The organism is Eubacterium sp. LMAG:50, assembly GCF_008680265.1.
GTDB lineage: Bacteria > Bacillota > Clostridia > Lachnospirales > Lachnospiraceae > Eubacterium_U > Eubacterium_U album.
On the sequence record NZ_NALP01000007.1, the window covers coordinates 558,854 to 580,228 of the forward strand.

The 21,375-nt window shown below is 32.8% G+C and carries 11 protein-coding genes; all 11 read left to right on the plus strand.

What is annotated here, in order from left to right; genetic code table 11:
- Positions 1 to 366 precede the first annotated feature (366 nt).
- The 11 genes from CCC31_RS07745 to CCC31_RS07795 all read left to right on the plus strand — a co-directional run bounded on the left by CCC31_RS07745 (position 367) and on the right by CCC31_RS07795 (position 21,327).
- A complete protein-coding gene (locus CCC31_RS07745) occupies positions 367 to 1,155 on the plus strand; it encodes a TatD family hydrolase (RefSeq protein WP_290850722.1) in 789 nt (262 codons plus the stop codon).
- A 16-nt stretch (positions 1,156 to 1,171) separates the two neighbouring features.
- Positions 1,172 to 2,035, plus strand: a complete 864-nt coding sequence (rsmA, locus tag CCC31_RS07750; RefSeq protein ID WP_290850724.1) for a 16S rRNA (adenine(1518)-N(6)/adenine(1519)-N(6))-dimethyltransferase RsmA — start codon at positions 1,172 to 1,174, stop codon at positions 2,033 to 2,035.
- 77 nt (positions 2,036 to 2,112) lie between these two features.
- Positions 2,113 to 4,764 carry a TetM/TetW/TetO/TetS family tetracycline resistance ribosomal protection protein gene (locus CCC31_RS07755; RefSeq protein ID WP_290850726.1) on the plus strand — a complete coding sequence of 884 codons (2,652 nt, stop codon included), beginning with the start codon at positions 2,113 to 2,115 and terminating at the stop codon, positions 4,762 to 4,764.
- Between the two features lie 115 nt (positions 4,765 to 4,879).
- A complete protein-coding gene (locus CCC31_RS07760) occupies positions 4,880 to 5,617 on the plus strand; it encodes an N-acetylmuramoyl-L-alanine amidase (protein WP_290850728.1) in 738 nt (245 codons plus the stop codon).
- A gap of 37 nt (positions 5,618 to 5,654) precedes the next feature.
- Positions 5,655 to 6,293: a sortase gene (locus CCC31_RS07765; protein WP_290850730.1), complete on the plus strand. Its 639-nt coding sequence runs from the start codon at positions 5,655 to 5,657 to the stop codon at positions 6,291 to 6,293.
- 215 nt (positions 6,294 to 6,508) lie between these two features.
- Positions 6,509 to 8,215 (plus strand): Cna B-type domain-containing protein, encoded by a 1,707-nt coding sequence (locus CCC31_RS07770; protein WP_290850732.1) that lies wholly within the window; start codon positions 6,509 to 6,511, stop codon positions 8,213 to 8,215.
- Positions 8,216 to 8,342: 127 nt separating this feature from the next.
- Positions 8,343 to 9,899: a SpaA isopeptide-forming pilin-related protein gene (locus CCC31_RS07775; RefSeq protein WP_290850734.1), complete on the plus strand. Its 1,557-nt coding sequence runs from the start codon at positions 8,343 to 8,345 to the stop codon at positions 9,897 to 9,899.
- 246 nt (positions 9,900 to 10,145) lie between these two features.
- The gene (locus tag CCC31_RS07780) at positions 10,146 to 11,009 is read left to right on the plus strand and encodes a class C sortase (protein WP_290850736.1); all 864 of its coding nucleotides are present in this window, start codon (positions 10,146 to 10,148) and stop codon (positions 11,007 to 11,009) included.
- Positions 10,966 to 11,775 (plus strand): LPXTG cell wall anchor domain-containing protein, encoded by an 810-nt coding sequence (locus CCC31_RS07785; RefSeq protein ID WP_290850738.1) that lies wholly within the window; start codon positions 10,966 to 10,968, stop codon positions 11,773 to 11,775. The genes CCC31_RS07780 and CCC31_RS07785 overlap by 44 nt, the downstream gene beginning before the upstream one ends.
- A 238-nt stretch (positions 11,776 to 12,013) precedes the next feature.
- On the plus strand, positions 12,014 to 20,917 hold the full coding sequence (locus CCC31_RS07790; RefSeq protein ID WP_290850740.1) for a PKD domain-containing protein: 8,904 nt from the start codon (positions 12,014 to 12,016) through the stop codon (positions 20,915 to 20,917).
- 11 nt (positions 20,918 to 20,928) lie between these two features.
- A complete protein-coding gene (locus tag CCC31_RS07795; protein ID WP_117910818.1) occupies positions 20,929 to 21,327 on the plus strand; it encodes a hypothetical protein in 399 nt (132 codons plus the stop codon).
- The last annotated feature ends 48 nt before the right edge of the window (positions 21,328 to 21,375 follow it).

Consider the following 21,375-nt stretch of genomic DNA (forward strand, 5'->3'; position numbering starts at 1 on the left):
AGGAGTAGCCTGCTGGTGGACACAAAGACCTGGCGATGATGAATAATAAAGTAAATTAAAAGGGACCTTTGACGGAAATTATTAAATTAAAAAAATCAACGGACAGTTTGGTTTGAAATTTGGTAAAAATATGTCAAAGGTCTTGTTTTTTCGTGCATTGAAACGCATTCGAAGTGTTGCAAGCAACTCTTTATTCGAGTATAATGAGTGAGGATATGTTACGGGAAAAAATGGATTTTATAATATGATGTTGGGGTCAAAAGCACCTGACTTTGATGCCTACAGATTTTTTAGAGTGACACTGCAAAAGATGATTGCAAAATTAAGATTATAAATTGAAGATAATCAACGAGTGGAGGAAGAATCATGATAATTGATACACACGCACATTATGATGACGAAGCATTTGATAAAGATAGAGAGAAGCTCTTAGATTCTATGCAAAACAGAGGAATTGAATATATTGTAAATGTGGGAGCAAGCATTGCATCATGCAAAACAACAGTTGGTCTTACAAGAAGATTCCCTAATGTATATGGGGCGCTTGGAGTTCATCCTGACGAAGTTGCAAGTCTTACAGATGAGGATTTTGACTGGTTGAAACACGCAATTTATAAGCCTAAGATTGTTGCAGTGGGAGAAATAGGACTTGATTATCATTGGAATGATAACAGAGATGAACAGATTGTCTGGTTTGAAAAGCAGATGGAACTTGCAAGAGAAGCAGAACTTCCAATAATTGTTCATAGCAGAGAGGCAGCTAAAGATACTTTAGATGTTATGAAGGCTTCAAAGGCAGAAGAAATCGGAGGAATCGTTCATTGCTTTTCATATGAAAAAGAAATGGCACGTGAATACATTGATATGGGATTCTATTTAGGAATCGGAGGCGTAATAACATTTAAGAATGCGAGAAAATTACGTGAAGTAGTTGAATATGCCCCAATGGAAAATTTAGTATTAGAAACAGACTGCCCATATTTATCACCTGAACCGAACAGAGGAAAGAGAAATTCATCATTGAATATTCCGTATATTGTTAGTGCAATTTCTGAAATAAAGGGAATAACTCCTGACGAAGTTGTAGAGATTACAAGCAATAATGCAAAGAAAATATATGGCATCGGATTAGATGATGTAGACAGATTAATATAGAAAATGAGGAAAAATAATGGCATATTTAGGAAGCCCGAAAGCAACATTAGAAGTAATAAATAAATATGGATTTGCATTTCAAAAGAGATTCGGACAAAATTTTTTAATTGATTCTAATATATTAGAAAATATTGTAAGTGCTGCAAATATTACAAAAGAAGATTTTGTATTAGAAATTGGTCCGGGAATAGGAACAATGACACAGTATTTGTGCGAAAATGCAAGAGAAGTAGTTGCAGTGGAAATTGATAAGTCACTTATTCCGATACTTCAGGATACTTTAAGCGAATATGATAACGTTGAAGTGATTAATGAAGACGTCTTAAAAGTGGATATTAAGAAATTAGCAGAAGAAAGAAATGACGGAAATCCAATTAAGGTTGTTGCAAATTTGCCTTATTATATAACAACTCCTATCATAATGGGATTGTTTGAAAGTGGAGTGCCAATTGACAGCATTACAATTATGGTTCAAAAGGAAGTCGCGGATAGAATGAAAACAGGTCCCGGTTCAAAGGACTATGGAGCTTTATCATTAGCCGTTCAGTATTATGCAACAGCAGATATAGTATTAAAGGTTCCGGCATCATGTTTTATGCCAAAGCCAAATGTAGATTCTGCAGTTATAAAACTTACAAGACACAAAGATACTCAGGTAAAAGTAAGCAATGAGAAACTAATGTTTAAGATTATACGTGCTTCATTTAATCAGAGACGTAAAACATTGGCTAACGGATTGAAAAACTCACCGGAATTAAATTTTACAAGAGAACAGGTTACAGAGGCACTTGTTTCAATGGGCAAATCAGAAAGCGTAAGAGGTGAAGCGTTTACGCTGGAAGAATTTGCAAAATTAACAGATATACTAAACAGTAAATAATAATGAAAAATCAAGTCAGGAATGATGTGAAGAACAGAGTTCTTGACTTATTTTGATATATAGAGGAGAACAGGCGTATGAAACAATTGATATTAGGAATTTTGGCACATGTAGATGCAGGAAAAACTACATTATCAGAGGCTTTGTTATATACAACAGGAAACATAAGGAAATTAGGAAGAGTTGACCATAAAGATGCATTTTTGGATACATATTCCCTTGAGCGTGAGCGTGGAATTACAATATTCTCAAAGCAGGCACAGTTAAAGTGGAAAAATGAAAATGAAGAAATAAACATGACTTTGCTTGATACTCCGGGGCATGTGGATTTTTCTGCGGAAATGGAAAGAACACTACAGGTTCTTGATTATGGAATCTTAGTTGTCAGCGGAAGTGATGGAGTTCAGGGGCATACAGAAACTTTGTGGAAACTTTTAAAAAGATACAACATCCCTACATTTATATTTGTTAATAAAATGGATTTAGCTGGTAGTGATAAAAATCATATAATGGAGAATTTGAAATCAAGACTAGATACAAATTGCGTAGATTTTTCTGATTATGAGAAGTCAGATGATAATTTTCTTGAAAATGTTGCAACATGTGATGAAAATGCCCTTGAAAATTATATGGATACAGGTGAAATATCAAATGAGGAAATAACTAATCTTATTGCAGAAAGAAAGGTATTTCCATGCTTTTTTGGTTCAGCTTTAAAGCTTGATGGCATTGAACTTTTATTAAATGCAATGGCTAATCTTACTCAGAATAAAAGTTATCCGGATGAATTTGGAGCAAGGGTATATAAAATATCAAGAGACAGTCAGGGAAACAGACTTACACATATGAAGGTTACAGGCGGAGTACTTAAAGTTAAAGATGTAATCAATGATGAAAAGGTTAATCAGATTAGAATTTATTCAGGAAACAAATTTGAGACAAAAGACAGCGTAAAAGCAGGCGAAGTGTGTGCTGTAACAGGACTCGAAAATACAAGACCGGGACAGGGAATCGGAGATCAGGAAGGTGAGAGTATTCCTGTATTAGAACCTGTTTTGACTTACCAGATTATTTTGCCTGAAGGATGCGATGCTCATAATACATTTAACAAATTAAAGCAGTTAGAAGAGGAAGACCCGCAGCTTGATATTGTGTGGAATGAAAATTTGAAAGAAATTCATGCAAGACTTATGGGAGATGTTCAGATTGAAATTTTACAGAGTCTTATAAAGGAAAGATTTGATATAGATGTGACATTTGGACAGGGTAGCATTGTGTATAAGGAAACCATCAAAAATAAGGTGGAAGGAATAGGACATTTTGAACCGCTTAGACATTATGCGGAAGTACATTTGCTTCTTGAGCCGGGAGAACCGGGAAGTGGAATGGTATTTGAAACTGCATGCAAGGAAGATGATTTGGACAAAAACTGGCAAAGATTAATACTTACTCATTTGTACGAAAAGCAGCATGTGGGTGTGCTTACAGGCTCGCACATTACCGATATGAAAATAACACTTATTGGTGGCAGAGCACATGCAAAACATACTGAAGGTGGAGATTTCAGACAGGCAACTTATAGGGCGGTACGAAATGGATTGAAACAGGCAGAAAGTATTTTGCTTGAGCCATATTATGAATTTACATTGGAAGTACCTACGGAAAATGTGGGTAGGGCGATGAATGATATAAGCCAGATGAAAGGGGAATTTGAAACACCGAAGACTAATGGCGAGGTTACGGAAATTACAGGGTATGCACCTGTATCAACTATGAGTGGTTACATTACAACGGTAAATACTTACACAAGAGGACGAGGAAGACTATATTGCAAATTGGCGGGTTATATGCCTTGTCACAATGCGTCGGAAGTCATTATGGATATTAATTACGACAGTGAGCGAGATGTGGAAAATCCAACAGGTTCAGTATTTTGTGCTCATGGTGCAGGATTTAATGTTGAATGGCATAAAGTAAAGGATTATGCGCATGTAACAACTGATAACTTAAAGGATAATGATTATGAAGAACCAGAGAAAATTGTGCCGGTGCATCAGCCTGAACAAGGCAAAAAGTGGCAAATGGGTGCAAGTTATGCAGAAGACAAGGAATTGCAGGCGATATTTGAAAAACAGTTTGGTCCGGTTAAAAGACGTTTGGCAAATGAATCAGGATTTGGTTATACGGATAATCAGGGAAGTGGAAAGAGAACACAGAAGGAATATGTTTATAAGGAAAACAAAAATAAGAAAAATGAGAAAAAATATTTGCTTGTGGATGGTTACAATGTAATATTTGCATGGAATGAATTAAATGAACTTGCACAGGTCAATCTGGATGGGGCAAGACTTAAACTTATGGATATTATGAGTAATTATCAGGGATACAAGCAATGCGAGTTAATACTTGTATTTGATGCATACAAAGTTAAGGGAAATATAGGAGAGGTTTCAAAATACAACAATATAAATGTTGTCTATACAAAAGAAGCGGAAACGGCAGACACATATATTGAAAAAGTAACTAATGAAATCGGGAAAAAATATCAGGTTACGGTTGCAACATCAGACAGACTTGAGCAAATGATTGTGTTGAGCAGGGGAGCAGTTCGTATGTCATCAAATGAATTACTTCAGGATGTTATGGCTGTGCATGAAGCAGGCTTAAGACAATACAAATCATCTCAGAAGATAGAAAAGAATTATTTGGATGAATTGATTAATAAATAATCATATTTTAATCGCTAACTGCATATATTTGTATAAAGTCAAATATCGAATTGAATAATTCGGAAAAGAGTAAATGACGAATATAATTAATTGGATGAAAACGAGTTTTACAAATATGTACGAAATACTAAAAAGAAATATAAAAATTGAAGCGGTTATGGCATTTCTTTTGCTGATGTCGATTACTATGATTGCCTGTAATATGGAAAAAATCGTGGAAAGCGATAATAAAGAAACTAAGAAACAAGAGCATAAACCATTTAGTGGTTACACAATAGTTATTGACCCGGGGCATGGAGGAATTGACCCCGGGAAAATAGGTATAAATGATGCACTTGAAAAAAATATTAACCTATCCATAAGCCTGTACATAGAAGAAATTTTAAAAAACACAGGAGCAAAGGTTGTGCTTACAAGGGAAAGTGATACCGGACTTTATCAGGAATCGGATGGAAATAAAAAAAGGGCCGATATGGAAAAACGCTGTGAAATAATAAATAAAGAGTATTTGAAAAATGAAAAAACAATAGTTGTAAGCGTTCATCAAAATAGTTTTACTTCGGAAAATGTAAAAGGAGCGCAGGTATTTTATTATCGAAATTCTGCAGGTGGTACGGAACTGGCGAAAATAATGCAGACAATATTAAACGATAATATAAATATAAACAATAAAAAAGAAATTAAGGAAAACACAAGTTATTATATGCTGTTACATACAAAATGCCCTACAATAATCGTGGAATGTGGATTCTTAAGCAATTGGGACGATGCAAATAATTTGTCGTCAGACGATTATCAAAAAAGAATGGCAGGTCTGATATGTAAAGGAATCGAAGAATATTTGAAGAAATAAATTGAAAAATGTTAAAAAAGTTGCAGGCAAAAATAAAATGAAATTAAAAAAAGGAAAAAATTTAAAAAAGCCAAAAACATTTATAGCAAAAATTACAATTGTCATAGGGTGCATTTTGCTTGGAACAGCAGGCACCCTGACAATTAAAAATACTATAGAAAATCGAAATGCAGGTATATCTTCTGAAAAAATAATCAACTATATGGAAAACAAAAATAATAAATCTGGATATTGCGATAATAAATCTAATCTGACAGATAGTTACTCTGAATCTGATAAATTCATAGAATTTTCAGGTGAAAAATATGTAGGAATATTAATTATTCCGTCTCTAAAAATCAAACTCCCAATAAATGAAAAATGGTCATATGAACAGTTAAAGAAAACTCCGTGCGTATATAGTGGAAGTGTGGGCAACGCAGGATTTGTTTTAGCTGCACACAATTATTCAACGCATTTTGGAAAAATAAAATATTTGCGAAAAGGCGATGAAATTATATATAAATCCGCAAACGACTCCACGTTTTCCTATAAAGTAGAAAGTGTGGAAAATTTATTGCCCACACAGGTCGAAAAAGTAATAAGTACAGAATATGATTTGACCTTGTTTACATGTACATTTAATGGACAGGCAAGAGTTGTTGTGAGATGTAAAGATGTAAATATTATAAAATAAGATGTCGGATTCAAAAGCCCCACGACTTTGATGCCTACGGATTGTTCCGTGCTAGGCATTCCATCTCATAATCCCCATTCGCAAAAATCCCACTTTATGGAATTAAATTTGGAATATTTGGCAATAATGCTTCATATGATAACAAGCAGAGAAAAACAAGACAAAATCTAATTGAAAATACAATTGCCAAATATAAAAGTGGGAGAGATATGATCATGAAAAAAATAATCCAAAAAAGTAAAAAAATAATAGCAGTAGTAAGCATGTGTTTAATATGTGCTACGACATTTGCAGGCGAAGCAGTTATGCTAAATGCAGATGTGAATAACAGTCAGAAAACCGAGTCTATAGTAAATTTTGCGGCAAATGATATTCCTGTGCCGGACGCTACGATAGTATCAACTGACAAAGTATTTCCGTACAATCGACTTCAGGTCAAAGATATAGATGGAAATGCAAAAATTGTTGAGGCAGGAGAAGGAGTCAGAGCTTATCAGGATGTAAGTCGCGAAAGTATGAAAGGCGATGTATGGAATGGGACATGGAATGGAGCGATAAAAGGAATATACGCTTCATTTAGTAATAAATACAATGGGATAGCGATTCAATGTAAAGGTTCTAATCCTAATGCAAACAATTATAAGACAGATACGAACGCCGGGTGGAAAAATAAAGATTTGGATGTAGAAACAACTACAATGAATTTTAAAGTCAAATATTTTGAAGTTGGAACATACGATGGAAAGCCGGTAGGAGCTTATGCAAATATAAAAGTTACACCATTTAAAAACAGAACGTCAAAAAATGCAACAACTACAGGAAATGTAGGAGAAGGATGGAATTGGGGTAAAAATAATTATGGACCATATTCATATTATCCGACAATTCAAATAAGCAAATCTCTGTATAGTGGCTGGGTATGGCAAAATGTGAAAGAATTTCATGTTGATTTGGAATTTTATTATTTAAACACAGATGGAACATTTGGAGAAAAAATTGTTCTAAATGACATAGGAACAGTTGACAGTCCGGTTGCTGATTATTACACAATAAATTCTCTTAACCCGGCGGATGTTCAGGAAGGGGAAAATCCGGCAGCATACTATGGACCGGAATATGTAGTGCCACAAAATCCGCAGAATGTAAAAGCATATGTTTATTCAGGAAAATTTTCAAATACCATTCCATGGAGCAGTAATATTGTAGGAATGTATAAAGACAGCGGAAACAGATTTGGAACACAGTATGGTTATAACGGCGGAACAAATCCGTGGAGCGGAGATATTTATGACAGCACATTTGGAGTGCCTGATAACTGGCTTCAAAATTCAGTTACAATTATGCCACAGTCAACGTCTAACGCTTTCAGTTTTACATTGGGAAATTTTATGAGGTATCCGGATAACGGAGGAGTTCCAAGAACAAATCAGGTGTGGGCATCATTTAGCACGACACCTCTTGGAAGTAAAATTGACAGACCCTTAATAGATTTAAATATATATAAAAAATGGAAAGGAACGGAGCAGATTCCGGATTCCATAGAAGTAGAAATCTATCGAACAATCAAATATAAAGATTCCACAGAAGAAAAAACAGAATATTTTAACACAGTTACAGTTAAAAAAGAAAACGGATGGAAAGAATCCGTAGAAGGGCTGCTTACAAGAGATACAATAGGAAATCAGTTTACCTATAGTGTAAAAGAAATTAGTGTTGCGGGATTTGCTTCAGAATTTACATCAAAAACAAATCAGGCTACTGCAACAAAAAATGCAAGCACAACTTATACAATAACAAACACAAAAATATATGAATTGCCGGATGCCGGAGGCGCAGGAAGTGAACCGTTTGTAAAAATCGGCCTAATAATTATGTTGTGTGCCGTAAGTGTTTTAGTTGGTTGTTTGCAGAAAATAAAATAAAATTTTCTAATAGAATGATGGAAAGTAAGAATAGAATATATGAAAACTTTCTAAAGCAAAAAGCATGTACCACATTTGAATTTATAAAAACAAATGTGATTACAAATAAATAAAAAAGGAGCATTAAATGAAAAAAGTATTAAAACTTTTAGCAGTTGTAATGGCATTTTCTATTATGGTTGCATTAAATGTAGCTGTATTTGCCACAACAACAAAGACAGACGGTACAAAAGCTAATGTTGTAAATGGAGGAGAAACAGTAAAGATAAATGTTTTAACAGGAAATGAAAATGATGTGTTAAATGCATATAAAGTAGTTGAAACCATTTATGACAAAGATACAAATACAATAAACCGAAATTTTACGGCGACATTTGAACAGTTTAAGGCTGCAAAGACAGAGTACAAGACAATGACAGTAGATGATTACGTTAAACTAAACGAAACAAAATTAAAAGAAGTGTTAGGAAAATTTGCTTCTTATGTAAGAACAAATAGTGTTAACCCTGAATATGTATCTACAAACATTTCAAACGAAGAAAAAGCTGAATTTGAAGCTGTAGCAATGGGACAGTACATTATTGTTGGAAGTGGAAACACAAACGGGGCATACATTTATCAGGCTGTTACAGCAGAGGTTGAGCCATTTGTTGAAAATGATGAATATAAAATATATGAACAGTATTCGGTAAAAATGAAGGTAAGTAAGCCTACTGTAGAAAAAAATATTATAAATGGCACTGCGACTGATGGAAACAGACAGACAGCAAGTGTAGGGGATGTTATCACATATAAATTAAGTGCAGCAGTTCCTGTTTATCCGAAAGGTGCAACAGATACTACATTATATATAGGAGATGAACTTTCAGAGGGACTAACAATAGATATAAATTCTATTGTAGTTAAAGGTGAAAATGGAGAAAATTCAAAAGGTTTAATAAATGGAAATGAGTACACAGTAAAACATGAAGGACAGAAATTTTATGTAGATTTTAATTACGGAAAAATTAAAACATATACAACCGTGACGGTAGAATACAAGGCAACATTAAATGAAAAAGCTAAAGTCGGAACAGCAGTTGGAAATGAAAATATTGTAAATTACGTTTACAAAAACTCACCATTTGATGGAACAACATATAATTCTGAAAATACTGACAGACCAACACAAAACACTCCGGGATTTGGAAATGACGATGACAAAGAAATTGTTTATACATTTGGCGTAGCCATTGAAAAAATAGATAAAGATAACAATGCTGTAAAACTTAAGAATGCAAAGTTTAAGTTATACGATAATAAGGAATGCAAAGGTGATGCAATCAAAGAGGTTGTAACTAATGAAAATGGAATTGCTTCATTTGAAGGATTAAAAGCCGGAAAATATTATTTGGTAGAAACTATGGCTCCGTCAGGTTACAAAAAATTATTAGAGCCAATTGAAATTGTTGTAAATGCAGCCAGTGGAATATACACAATCACAGCCGACAAAACAGAAATTACAACAGATATAGAAAAAGAAAACGGATACAAAAAGGTTACAGTTGAAAATAAAAAAGGAGCAACACTTCCAACTGCAGGTGGAATGGGAACAGCATTATTTGTAGCAGGCGGATTAATAATTATGTTAGGCGCTGCGACAGGTGTTTATGTAATTAGAAGAAAAACAGTTAAAGAAAGATGATAAACTGTTTCCCAAAATATATTTTTTAAATTTCATATGAAAAATTTTGAACTATAGAATATTAAAAATAAACATAAGACAAATATTGGGGCAAAGGTTAAAGGTAATCTTTCATATAAAGATTATAAGTTTGTATCGGTTCGAATCCTCTATAAGTTTAACTATAAAGCTAATCTTGCATATAAAGATTAAAGCCTTTAACTTTTGACTTCAAAATAAACTGAAAATGGCAATAGGGAGATAGTTATGAAAAGAAAAACGACAACAATAATATTGGTTATAATTTTTTTGATGGGTTTCTCCGTGTTACTATATCCGGTAGTTAGTAGTTATGTAAACCAAATGGACGCAACAAAAGCGACTGAACAATATGATGAGCTAATGAAAAAAATGGAGAATAAAAAGTCAGAAAGTATATTAAATGAGGCTAATTTATATAATGAAAATCTGACAAAAGATAATGTGGAATATAAAAACCAAGAAGAAAATAAATATGCCGACATTTTAAATGTAGACGATTCAGGAAGCATGGGTTATATTTCCATACCAAAGATTAAGGTGAAAATTCCAATAAAGCATGGGACTACAGATGAAGTGCTAAGTAAATATGTAGGGCATTTGGAAAGTTCATCTTTACCTGTAGGAGGAGAAAGTACACACGCCGTACTTGTAGCTCACAGAGGGTTGCCAAATGCAAAATTATTTACTGATTTGGATAAAATGGAAATTGGTGACAAATTTCAAATTACAGTATTAAATAAAAAATTATTTTATCAGGTGGAAGAAATTTCAGTAGTAAAACCTGAAGACATTTCAAAATTAAGTATTGAAAAAGATAAAGATTATGTGACTCTGGTTACATGTACGCCATATGCTGTTAATACACACAGACTATTGGTAAAAGGGATACGAATAGACGAAGATAAAGCAGAAAAATCAGACAATGAACAAAAAGTAAATCCGTGGAAAGTAGTAATAATAGCACTGGCTTTGGTGTTGATTATAATGACATTATTTGTAATAACATTTGCAGTGTGCGTAAATAAAGGAAAGAGGGTGTATGAATATGAGAGAGAAAGCAATAAAAAACACAATAATTTGTGCGTATAAAAATTTAAAATCTAAAGCATATAAGAAAATTGTAATGGCATTAATGATATTTATAGCTGTTATACAGGTTGGAATTATATCAAATAATAAAATAAAAGCAGCTCAGACTGAAAACAATCAGTATGAAATAAACATTGCTCTTAAAAACGAAAATGTCATATTTGTAGATAGAGAAGTTAGAATTTATAAAATTGCAGAAAAAAATGAAAATGATAAATATATTCTTTCAGGGACATTTGCAAAATATCCGATTGAAGTAAATGACATAAAAAATAATTCCGACCTGAGCAAAATTGCAAATACGATTTCAGGTTATATTAGTTTAGATGGAATATCGGCAGATTATGTAGGAACAACAAATGAACAGGGAAAAATGAAATATGAAAAAGCAAAAGAGGGTATGTATTTAATGCTTATTGATAATTGTGTGGAACAGGATAAAATGTATGAATTTGTTCCACAGATAATTGTAATTTCATATATAAATGACAATAATGAATTACAAAAAAGCATAGATGTGGAACCTAAAAGCATATCAAAAAACATAGAAAGCAAAGAACAGGAAAGTAAAAAAGATGAGCGTAAAAGAAAAAACAAAGGAAATACATCTGAAAAGCAAAGCAAAGAAAATAATCAAACAACAACAGCTAAATATGACAACAAACTTCCACAAACAGGTCAGGACAGAGCTATAGCAGTCATATTGGCAACAGTTGGGTTGGTAATGATTGCAGGAGGTGTGGTGGTTATTAAAAGGAATAGGTGAAATTTGTGCACGGTCGAAAAAGGTCGAAAACTTTCACTTTACATTTTGCGACAAATAAGATAAAATCGTTTCAAAACAAAATGTAATGGGTGAGAAAAACTGAATGTATTAGGGGAAATTTGAATAATAATGTATGGTTTAGCATCACTTTTTACAAAGTGGTGCTTTTTTTATTCGATTAACCGATATGATAAATTTTATTCATTCTACATTTAAAATCAAACAAAAGGAGAAGGACATGAAAAAAATAACACAAAAATTAATTGCAATAATGCTGGTAATGACAATTGTTGCGGGAGGAATAAGTAAAGAGGCATTCGCAGATACAAGAGTAATCAGGTGCAATGATAAGTATTTTGATACTTTAAAAGAAGCTGTAAATGAGGCTTTAAGTACAAATGATGGTGACGGTGTAGTAACTATATTACAGGACATTGAAGCAAATGAATTTATACAGATAAATGAAAATCAAAAATTAACAATTGAAGGACAGGAACATGTAACAATAAATGTTAAGGAAACATCTAGATTTATAGATATAAAAAAAGGTGGAGTGTTAAACTTAAAAAATATAGATATTGACGGAACAGATATAAAAGCTGAATATGGTAAAACACCTTTTTATGTAAGAGGGGAAATAAACCTCAATAATGCAACAATTAAAAATTTTAGTTCAAACAGCTCGACAATAATTCTTAATTCGGCAAAGCTAAACATGGATAATGCATCCGAAATTTCAGAAAACAGCAACATAACATGGGGAGGATATGGAGGTGCTATAAGCATTGAGGGATCATCACATGTAAAAGGCGGAGTAGTAAGAAACAACTGGGGAAGTTATTATGGAGGAGGACTGTATGCATCAGGAACGGCATACATAGAAGGAACAACTTTCATAAACAATGGATGTAAATGGTATGGAGGAGGAGTTGCCTGTGGTCTTGTAGGTGGTGGAAACATATTAATGAAAGACTGTCTGTTTGACGGAAATTATGCAAATTGGAATGGAAATGCAATTTATTTGAATAATTCAAATGAAGGCGCAATTTATAACACGGAAGTAAAAAACGTAAACAAAAGTGTCAGCGGAGCGGTTACAATTACGGGAGGAAGAACAACAGTAGCCGGATTAAATGTAAATAATAACTCGGTAAATAATGGAAATGTATATATTGCCGGAAACAATGTCAGTTTCTTAAAGCCCGGAACATATAATACTGAATTTGGAAAAATAGAAACAAATAAAAATATAATAGAAAACAATAAGGCAAACAGAGGCGGAGGAATTTATGTACAGGGAAATTCTAACGTAAATATTGAGCAATGTGAAATAAAAAATAATACATCCAATAGAGGTGGGGCAATCTATAATGATGGAAATGTTGTTATGGATGATGTCGAAATTAGTGGAAATGTTGCAAATGATAAAAATGGTAAAATAAATATGGGAAATGCCATTTTACAAAATGGTACATTGGAATTAAAGGAAAATGTTCAGATAAATGGAAATATACATTTAATTAAGGATAAATATATAACTATTGATAAAGAATTACTTTATCACATGAATAAACAAAGTGCGTTAAACATAACAACAGATGAAAAAAATGAAAATGAATTTAGAAAAGTAGCTGAATTTACAAATGTATTGGGCGAAAGTCTGGCATATAAGCTTGTTTCCGATGAGGGAATAAAACTGGAAAACACAAGTAACTTAGTTGCTGATTCTAAGTTGGTAGCTATAAATAATGAAATAGGAATAGCAACAAAAGTATATAAAAACGAAGTAGTATGTAAAGACGAAAAGGGAGAAAACATACAGGGAATGGAACTTGCCCTATATAAAGATGATGATAGTAATAAATATTTAGGAACTACAGAAGCAAGTGACGAAAACGGAAAAATCGTTATAGACAATCTTGTTGCAGGAAAATATAAATTAAAACAGAAAACAGTTCCAGACAAATATGAGCAGGATAACTCAAAAACAGTAAATTTTGAAGTGGGAGAAGAAAACGTAGAGCAGATAGAATTTTCTGTTAATTATAAAGATGAAGCACCTACCGCAGTAATTACATTTGAACATAAAAAGATTCATATAGCACAAAAGTATACATTTAGTGCGGAAAAGTCTATGGATGATAGGGGAATTGTAAAATATTCATGGGATTTTGGAGATGGAACACAAAAAACGGGGAAAACAGTAAAGCATGAATATCTTCAGTCAGGTGATTACATAGTATTGTTGACAGTAACCGATACAAAAGGACAGACTAATACAAAAAAATTAAAAATAACAGCGGATGGAACGGCAGAGGGAATGTATCAGTTAGGATTAACTGTTACGGATACAAATACAGAAGCACCTATAGGTAATGCTGAGGTTTATATTGTAAATAGTAAAAACGAAATAATCAGTTCAGGAAAAACAGCTAATAATGGAAAGTATAATTACTATTTAAAAGGAAATGAGAGTTATTCAATTGTTGCTTATGCAAACGGATATTATAGCAGGGCGACAAGCCTTAATATGGGTGAAACATCAAAGAAAATAAATCTGTATTTAAGTTCTAAAGACACAATACAGGCAGATGTAAGCTATAAAGAAATGTCGTATAGTGAAATAGTAGAAGCAGGAATTGATACAGACAGTGATGAAAACAAAAAAATATTTAAATATTCAACTAAATTGGTATTTAACAAAATGACTTTTCCTGTTAATTTCTATGTAAATGAAAAAGGAGATATTGTTAAAAATGAAAATAAAGGTGGAGGTGAAGCTGCTTCATCAAGAGAAGACAATTTTTATATAGAACCAATAAAGGCAGACGGAAATGGTACAGTATATTATTTAGTTGTAGATGGAACGACTAAGTGGTTGAAGGATATGTTTGACGTTCAGGTACTGGTTGTTAATAATTCTAAATGTGAATATGTAGATAATTGCAATGCAAAAATTAATTTACCGGAAGGACTTTCATTAGCAGCAATGGCTGCAGGTGAAGATAATAGCGAAAAGAAAGAGATTGGAAAAATTGAAAGTGGAGAAAACAAAGCTGTAAACTGGTATGTACGAGGGGACAAAGACGGAGAATACAAAATAAGTGTAACAGTTGAAGGTGAAATGAAAGATGATAAAGGAGAAGTAGAACCATATCAATTTAGATATGATTATGCCTGTAGGGAAAGTTTGTGGGTAATAGCAGGAAGCTCATTAAAGCTTGATGTGTATGTAAATAAATATACATATACAGGAGATTTGTACACAATAACATATACATATACAAATACATCTAACAAAACAATTAACGGAATGCAGTTATATTTTGACAGCGAAAAGCAGTATTCAAATGATGGGAGAGTGTTTGTCGATTGTGCAAAAAATACCTATAAGAAGGTAGATGAGTTAGCACCGGGTGAAAAAATTACAATAAAATATACAACTCAGATACAGTTTAAGGACAAAAATGGAGATGAAGCATATTACGAACTTATAAGCATGATTATGAAAACTTTGCCGGGAAGTAATGCATCAATACCATATGAAGTGCATGTGAAACTAAATCCAATTCAATTAAAAGGATATGTTGATAAAACAAATGGTGTTAATGCAAATGATGGAGATCCTGTAGATTTGCTTACAGGAGAGTTTAATTACACATACACTGATTTAGAGAGTGTTGCAAAGTATAGCATTCCGGTAAAAAGATATTATAACTCAGGAAATTTTAATACAAATACAGGTTTTGGAAATGGCTGGAGTAACGAATATGATTACAGGGCAGTATATGAAGATAACTGCGTAATTATTTATATACCTACAGGCGGACAAATTGTATTTAAGGATGATGGAACAGGTGAGTATACATGCCAGACAGATAATCAGAAGGAACTTATAAAAAATGAAGATATATATTTTTATAAAGAAAAAGGAAAAGAATATCAGTTTGACAAAGAAGGAAAATTAATAAAAATTACCGAAGAAGATGGATGGGTTACTAATTTCAGTTATGATAACAATAAATTGACTCAGATAAAAAGTAATGCGGGAATTTTAAAATACAGTTGGGAAGGAAATTATATTGTTAATGCATCTATAAATGGAATAGAAGTTAAATACGAATACAAATCAGGAAATCTTGTGAAGGTAACGAATGCAGATGGTGACAGTTGCGCATATGAATACAATGAGAATAACAACTTAACATTAATGACTGATTATGAAGGAAACGAATATGTAAAAAATGAATATGACAGCATAGGAAGAGTTATAAAACAAAAGGTTGCTGATTCCGGAGAATATACATTTACATATGACGATGAAAAAAGAGAAAACAGTTGTAAAAGTGAGAGTGGAAATGTTCACACAATAAAGTATAATGAGGATTTTTACATAATAGAAGATGTAGAACAGGATACAACAACATATGAATATAATGCTTTTGGACAATTAGTTGAAAAAACAGATAGTTATGGAACAACAACATATTCATATGATATTTATGGAAATGTTACTAATATTGTATATCCTGATAATACATCAGAATCATATAAGTATAATTCCAAAGGTAAAGTCATAACTTACAGAAATGCAATAGATTCAGTAACAAATTATGAATATAATACCAGAGGAAATCTTATAAAGGAAACTGATGGATTAGGGAATAGTGTAACTTATACATACGATTCATTTGGAAATGTAATAAGAGAAAAAAGTGGACAGGGAAATGTAATAAGCTATTCATACACAGACTCATTTCAAAGGGCAGCAGTAAGTGATGGAAGCAAAAATACAATAAAGTATAAGTATGACAAACTTGGAAGAAAAACTGAGGAAACTAACGGAAATGGAGAGAAAACAAAGTTTACTTATTCTTTAGCAGGAAAGCTTTTAAAAGAAACAGATGCATTAGGTAATGAAACAACATATGAAGTAGATAAAAATGGATATACTATTTCACAGACAGACAAAAATGGAAACAAAACATTAAATACCTATAATAAGCAGGGAAAGAAGACAGAAAAAACAAATGCTTTAGGCGTAAAGAGTAAATATACTTATGATATAGCAGGAAATCTTACGAAGATAACTGACGGTTTGGGATATGAGACGACATATACATATGATAAATATGGAAATGTAATATCAAAAACAGATGCATCCGGAAATTCATGGAATTATAAATATGATTTCAAAGGAAATCTGGTAGAAACCAAAGACCCATATAAGAAAAACAAACAATATAAGTATGATTCTAAGGGACAGGTAATTGAAGAGACAGACGAAAATGGAGGAAAAACAACATACACTTATAATGCTCTTGGAATGGTTACAAAGCAGACGGACCCATTGGGAAATAGTGTCAGATATGAATATGACGGTAACTTAAACCTTATTAAAGAAACAGATAAAAATGGAAATACGACAGAATATGTTTATGACAAGGAAAACAGACTTATTGAAAAGAAAACATTATATGGTAATACAACATATAATTATGATAAAGATGGCAACTTAATAAGGATTACAGAGCCTGAAAACAGAAAGACAGAATATGAATACGATAGATATGGACAGGTTATTTTAATAACAGATGCTCAGAAAGAAAAGACACAATATACATACGACGCTATCGGGAACATAACACAAATTCTAAACCCTGATGGAACAGCCATAAGTTATAAGTATGACAAAAATAGCAATGTTATACAAATAACAGACGAAAAAGGTAACGTTGAACAGTATGAATACAACGCAGAAAATAAAATAAGTAAATATGTTGATAAAGAAGGAAACATAACAACTTATAAATATGACGAAAATGGAAATCAGATTGAAGTTAACGAAAAACAGGATTTAGTCATAACAAAGAAATATAATGAAAATAATCTTTTGTCAGAAGAAACAGATGCAATAGGAACAAAGAAATATGTATATGATAAGCTTGGAAGAATTGTGGAAACAATATCAGGTGAAGGATACATTACATCATATAGATATGACGGTGTTGGAAACATCATAGAAAAAACAGATGAAAATAATAAGATTACAAATTATACATACGACCTAAATAATCGTCTGATTAAGATTACAAATTCTGAAGGAGAAATAACAGAATACAGTTATGACGCAAATGGAAATGTAATAAGCGAGAAAGATGCCAAAGGAAATATTACATTATATGAATATGATGAAAATAACAATCCTGTAAAGAAAACAGATGCAAATGGAAATGTGTCTGTATGGAGTTATGATGCAAATGGTAACGTAACAGAATATAAAAATCCTCAGGGTGTAAAACAAGCATATGAATATGATGGCAATGGAAACATTGTAAAAATAACAGATGGTCGAAATAATACTGTTACAATGGAATATGATTCGATGAATCGTATGACAAAGAAAGTTTCGGCAAATAATGTCATAACACAGTACTCATATGACGAAAGTGGAAATCTGCAAACAGAGACAGATGGAAATGGAAATGTCACAACATATAAGTATGACAAAGAAGGAAACTGCACAGAAAAAATAAAGACAGGAAGCAGTGAAAAGTATACATATGACAAAGAAGGAAGACTTACATCAATAACATATTCTGATAATAGTATGGAAAAATTTGAATATGATGTACACGGAAATAAAACATCATATACAGATAAAAAAGGCAATACTATGACGTATATTTATGATAAAGATGACAGAATGACAAAAACTGTTGATGCAAATGGAATAAGTACGGAGTATGAATATGATGGAGTTGGAAATCTTACAAAAAAGACGCTTCACAGAAAAAAGGGAAATAGCAAGGCGGATGAAGTAACAACATATTCATATGATGGAAATAATAACCTTATATGTAAAACAGATGCCTTGGGCAAAAAGGAAAGTTATGAATATGACTTAAATGGAAACCTTGTAACGGTAAAAAATAACAGTGGAAAAGTCGTAACATCATACAGTTATGATGCCGTTAATAACTGTACTAAAAAAACAGTAGACGGAAAGACCACAACATATGAATATAATAAAAACGACTATCAGACAGCAATGTCAACGGCTAGTGGAACAATATCATATGTAAGGGATGAACTTGACAGAATAACAGAAACAGTTTATGAAAATGGGAAAACAGTAAAGTACAGTTATGACAATGACGGAAACAAGACAGGGATTACGTATACGGACGGCAAAAAGGTAAGCTACACATATGATGGAAACAAAAATGTGACAGAAGTTGCAGATGGTGACAAAAAGACCACATACACATATGACAGTGATAATAACAGAATAACAAAAACAGAAGGAAAAGAGACACAGGAAAGCACATATGACATATACGGAAATGTGCTTGCGGTAAGTCAAAAAGAAGATGAAGATTCTAAATTAATAGAATCATATGAATATGATTTAAACGGAAATGTAATAAAACATTATGAAAGCGGAATAATAAACGGCAAAAAGAAGACCACAACATATGAATATGACAGCCTTAACAGACTTGTGTCGGAAAAAGGAGACAAGACAGTAACATACACATATGATGATGTTGGAAACATTATTAAGGAAACAAATGGAAAGAAGTCCACAACATACACTTACAATAATTTAAATCAGCAGATTACAAAAAAGAAAAGCTCAGTATTTAGCATAAAACGTTCAAACAAATACAGCGAAAACGGAACGGCGAAAAGAACGGTAAATCCTGAAAAAGAAATAAAAACTTATGAGATTAGTTCGCTTATGGATGGAACCGTAAGTGAAATAAAAAAAGGAATTTCGGAAAAGACGGCATACACATATGACGGCCTTGGAAACAGAACAAGAGAAACAATTACAACAGGACTAATCAAAAAGAAGAAAAAGGAAAAAGAGTATGTGTGGGACTACACGGAAAAATATCCGGTACTGCTTGAAGAAAAGGAATCAGATGGTACAATTGTAAGGTATACATATGCAGGAAACAGGGAAAGAGCATATGCGGATGTAACAAAAAACAGTGAAAATGCGAAAGCACAGGCTTACAGTCTCTATACGGACAGACTCGGAAGCACAAGATGGGCACTGGATGAAAATGCAGAGGTTGCAGCAAAAACAGAGTATGATGCATGGGGAAAGCCGGAAACAGAAACGGTAAGCAGTAAACTTAACGGAATAAACATTTCAAAAAGTTATACCGGATATGTTTATGATGAAACAACAGGCTACTGGAATGCGGGAGCAAGAATGTACAATTCCACAGACAGGGAATTTATACAGAAGGACCCTAAAGCAGGAAATGTATATGAAACCCTAACCCAGAACGGTTACATTTATTGCGGAGACAATCCGCTGTATTACATAGATCCTGACGGATGCTCATACATAAGCACACTTGGAAATGCAGGAAGAACAGCTTTCAACGTTGTAAAGAGCGGAGTGGCAGGCGGACTTGGATTTTACACAAGGATATGTTGTGAAATAGATAACATGCCTACATGGGCAAAGGCAGCCGTTGGAACAACAGGAATAATAATTGCAGGAGCAAGTGGAGTGGGAGCGGCTGCGATAGCAGAGACAGTAATTGCATCAGCAGGAATATCAGCGGCAACAGACGGAGCATTCTACAGCATATATGCATTAAACAATGGAAGTTTCAGCAAATCAGAATTAAAGGACACGGTCATAAACGGAGCAGCAAACGGCTACATGTTTGCAGGAGCAGGGCTTGGAGTGGCAGGAATACGAAATGCTGCAAAGAGTGGAAAACTAGCAGGGTTTATGGCAGATGAAACCGGAAGCGTGGCGTATGAGGGCGGTAAAAAGTCACGTTTACTAAATGAATTGGAAAATAGTGGTGTTAAGTATAATCCCGATAATGTAGTAAGAGTTATGAAAAATTCAGAAGGAAAATTAATGTGGTTAGAAAATGGTAATAGCAAAGCAGGGTTAACACATATTTTGGAAAGGCATGCGGATGACTTTGCATCTCAAGGTGTAAGTGATATTCCAAAATTGTTAGAGAATGTATTATCTACAAATCCTATAAAATCAGGAAGTAACGTAAAAGGACGATTTGCTGACTATATATGGAATGGAAATAGTTATAGAGTTGCTTATGGAACAAATGGTTTTGTAGTATCGTTCTATCCAATTGATTAAAGGAGGAGTTTATGTATAGAGTAGTATCTATTGATAGAGATGAAATGACAAAAAATATTCAAATTAAAAACTTAGAGACAGGGACGGTAGATATATGTTTTGATGATTCATCACTTGTAAGTGATGAAAACTTTGATTTTATGAGAGAAGGTAATGAATACGAATGTAAAATAAAATTATTTGGTACTGTTGTGTCGGATATGCAAGAAAATGCGGTACTATGTAAAATTGTCAATTCGTGTATTATTGTTGGAACAAAGAAGATGGTTGAAGTATTAGTGGGAAAAGACAAATATTATATACCTGAGAAAAAAATTAGTAATTTATTAAGCTCAAAAGAAATTATATTTAAATTCACAAGAAAGGATTTGATTGAAGTAAATCATATAATTCACGCTGATTTATTGTAGTATGTGAAGTATTGAAACTAGTAGATAAAAAAGTTTTAAGTAAAAATA

What these genes read in the sequence shown, in the direction of transcription:
- CCC31_RS07765 (WP_290850730.1), top strand. Translation starts at nt 5,655, where the DNA reads ATGAAATTAAAAAAAGGAAAAAATTTAAAAAAGCCAAAAACATTTATA.
- rsmA (WP_290850724.1), top strand. Translation starts at nt 1,172, where the DNA reads ATGGCATATTTAGGAAGCCCGAAAGCAACATTAGAAGTAATAAATAAA.
- CCC31_RS07760 (WP_290850728.1), top strand. Translation starts at nt 4,880, where the DNA reads ATGTACGAAATACTAAAAAGAAATATAAAAATTGAAGCGGTTATGGCA.
- CCC31_RS07795 (WP_117910818.1), top strand. Translation starts at nt 20,929, where the DNA reads ATGTATAGAGTAGTATCTATTGATAGAGATGAAATGACAAAAAATATT.
- CCC31_RS07770 (WP_290850732.1), top strand. Translation starts at nt 6,509, where the DNA reads ATGAAAAAAATAATCCAAAAAAGTAAAAAAATAATAGCAGTAGTAAGC.
- CCC31_RS07755 (WP_290850726.1), top strand. Translation starts at nt 2,113, where the DNA reads ATGAAACAATTGATATTAGGAATTTTGGCACATGTAGATGCAGGAAAA.
- CCC31_RS07745 (WP_290850722.1), top strand. Translation starts at nt 367, where the DNA reads ATGATAATTGATACACACGCACATTATGATGACGAAGCATTTGATAAA.
- CCC31_RS07775 (WP_290850734.1), top strand. Translation starts at nt 8,343, where the DNA reads ATGAAAAAAGTATTAAAACTTTTAGCAGTTGTAATGGCATTTTCTATT.
- CCC31_RS07785 (WP_290850738.1), top strand. Translation starts at nt 10,966, where the DNA reads ATGAGAGAGAAAGCAATAAAAAACACAATAATTTGTGCGTATAAAAAT.
- CCC31_RS07780 (WP_290850736.1), top strand. Translation starts at nt 10,146, where the DNA reads ATGAAAAGAAAAACGACAACAATAATATTGGTTATAATTTTTTTGATG.
- CCC31_RS07790 (WP_290850740.1), top strand. Translation starts at nt 12,014, where the DNA reads ATGAAAAAAATAACACAAAAATTAATTGCAATAATGCTGGTAATGACA.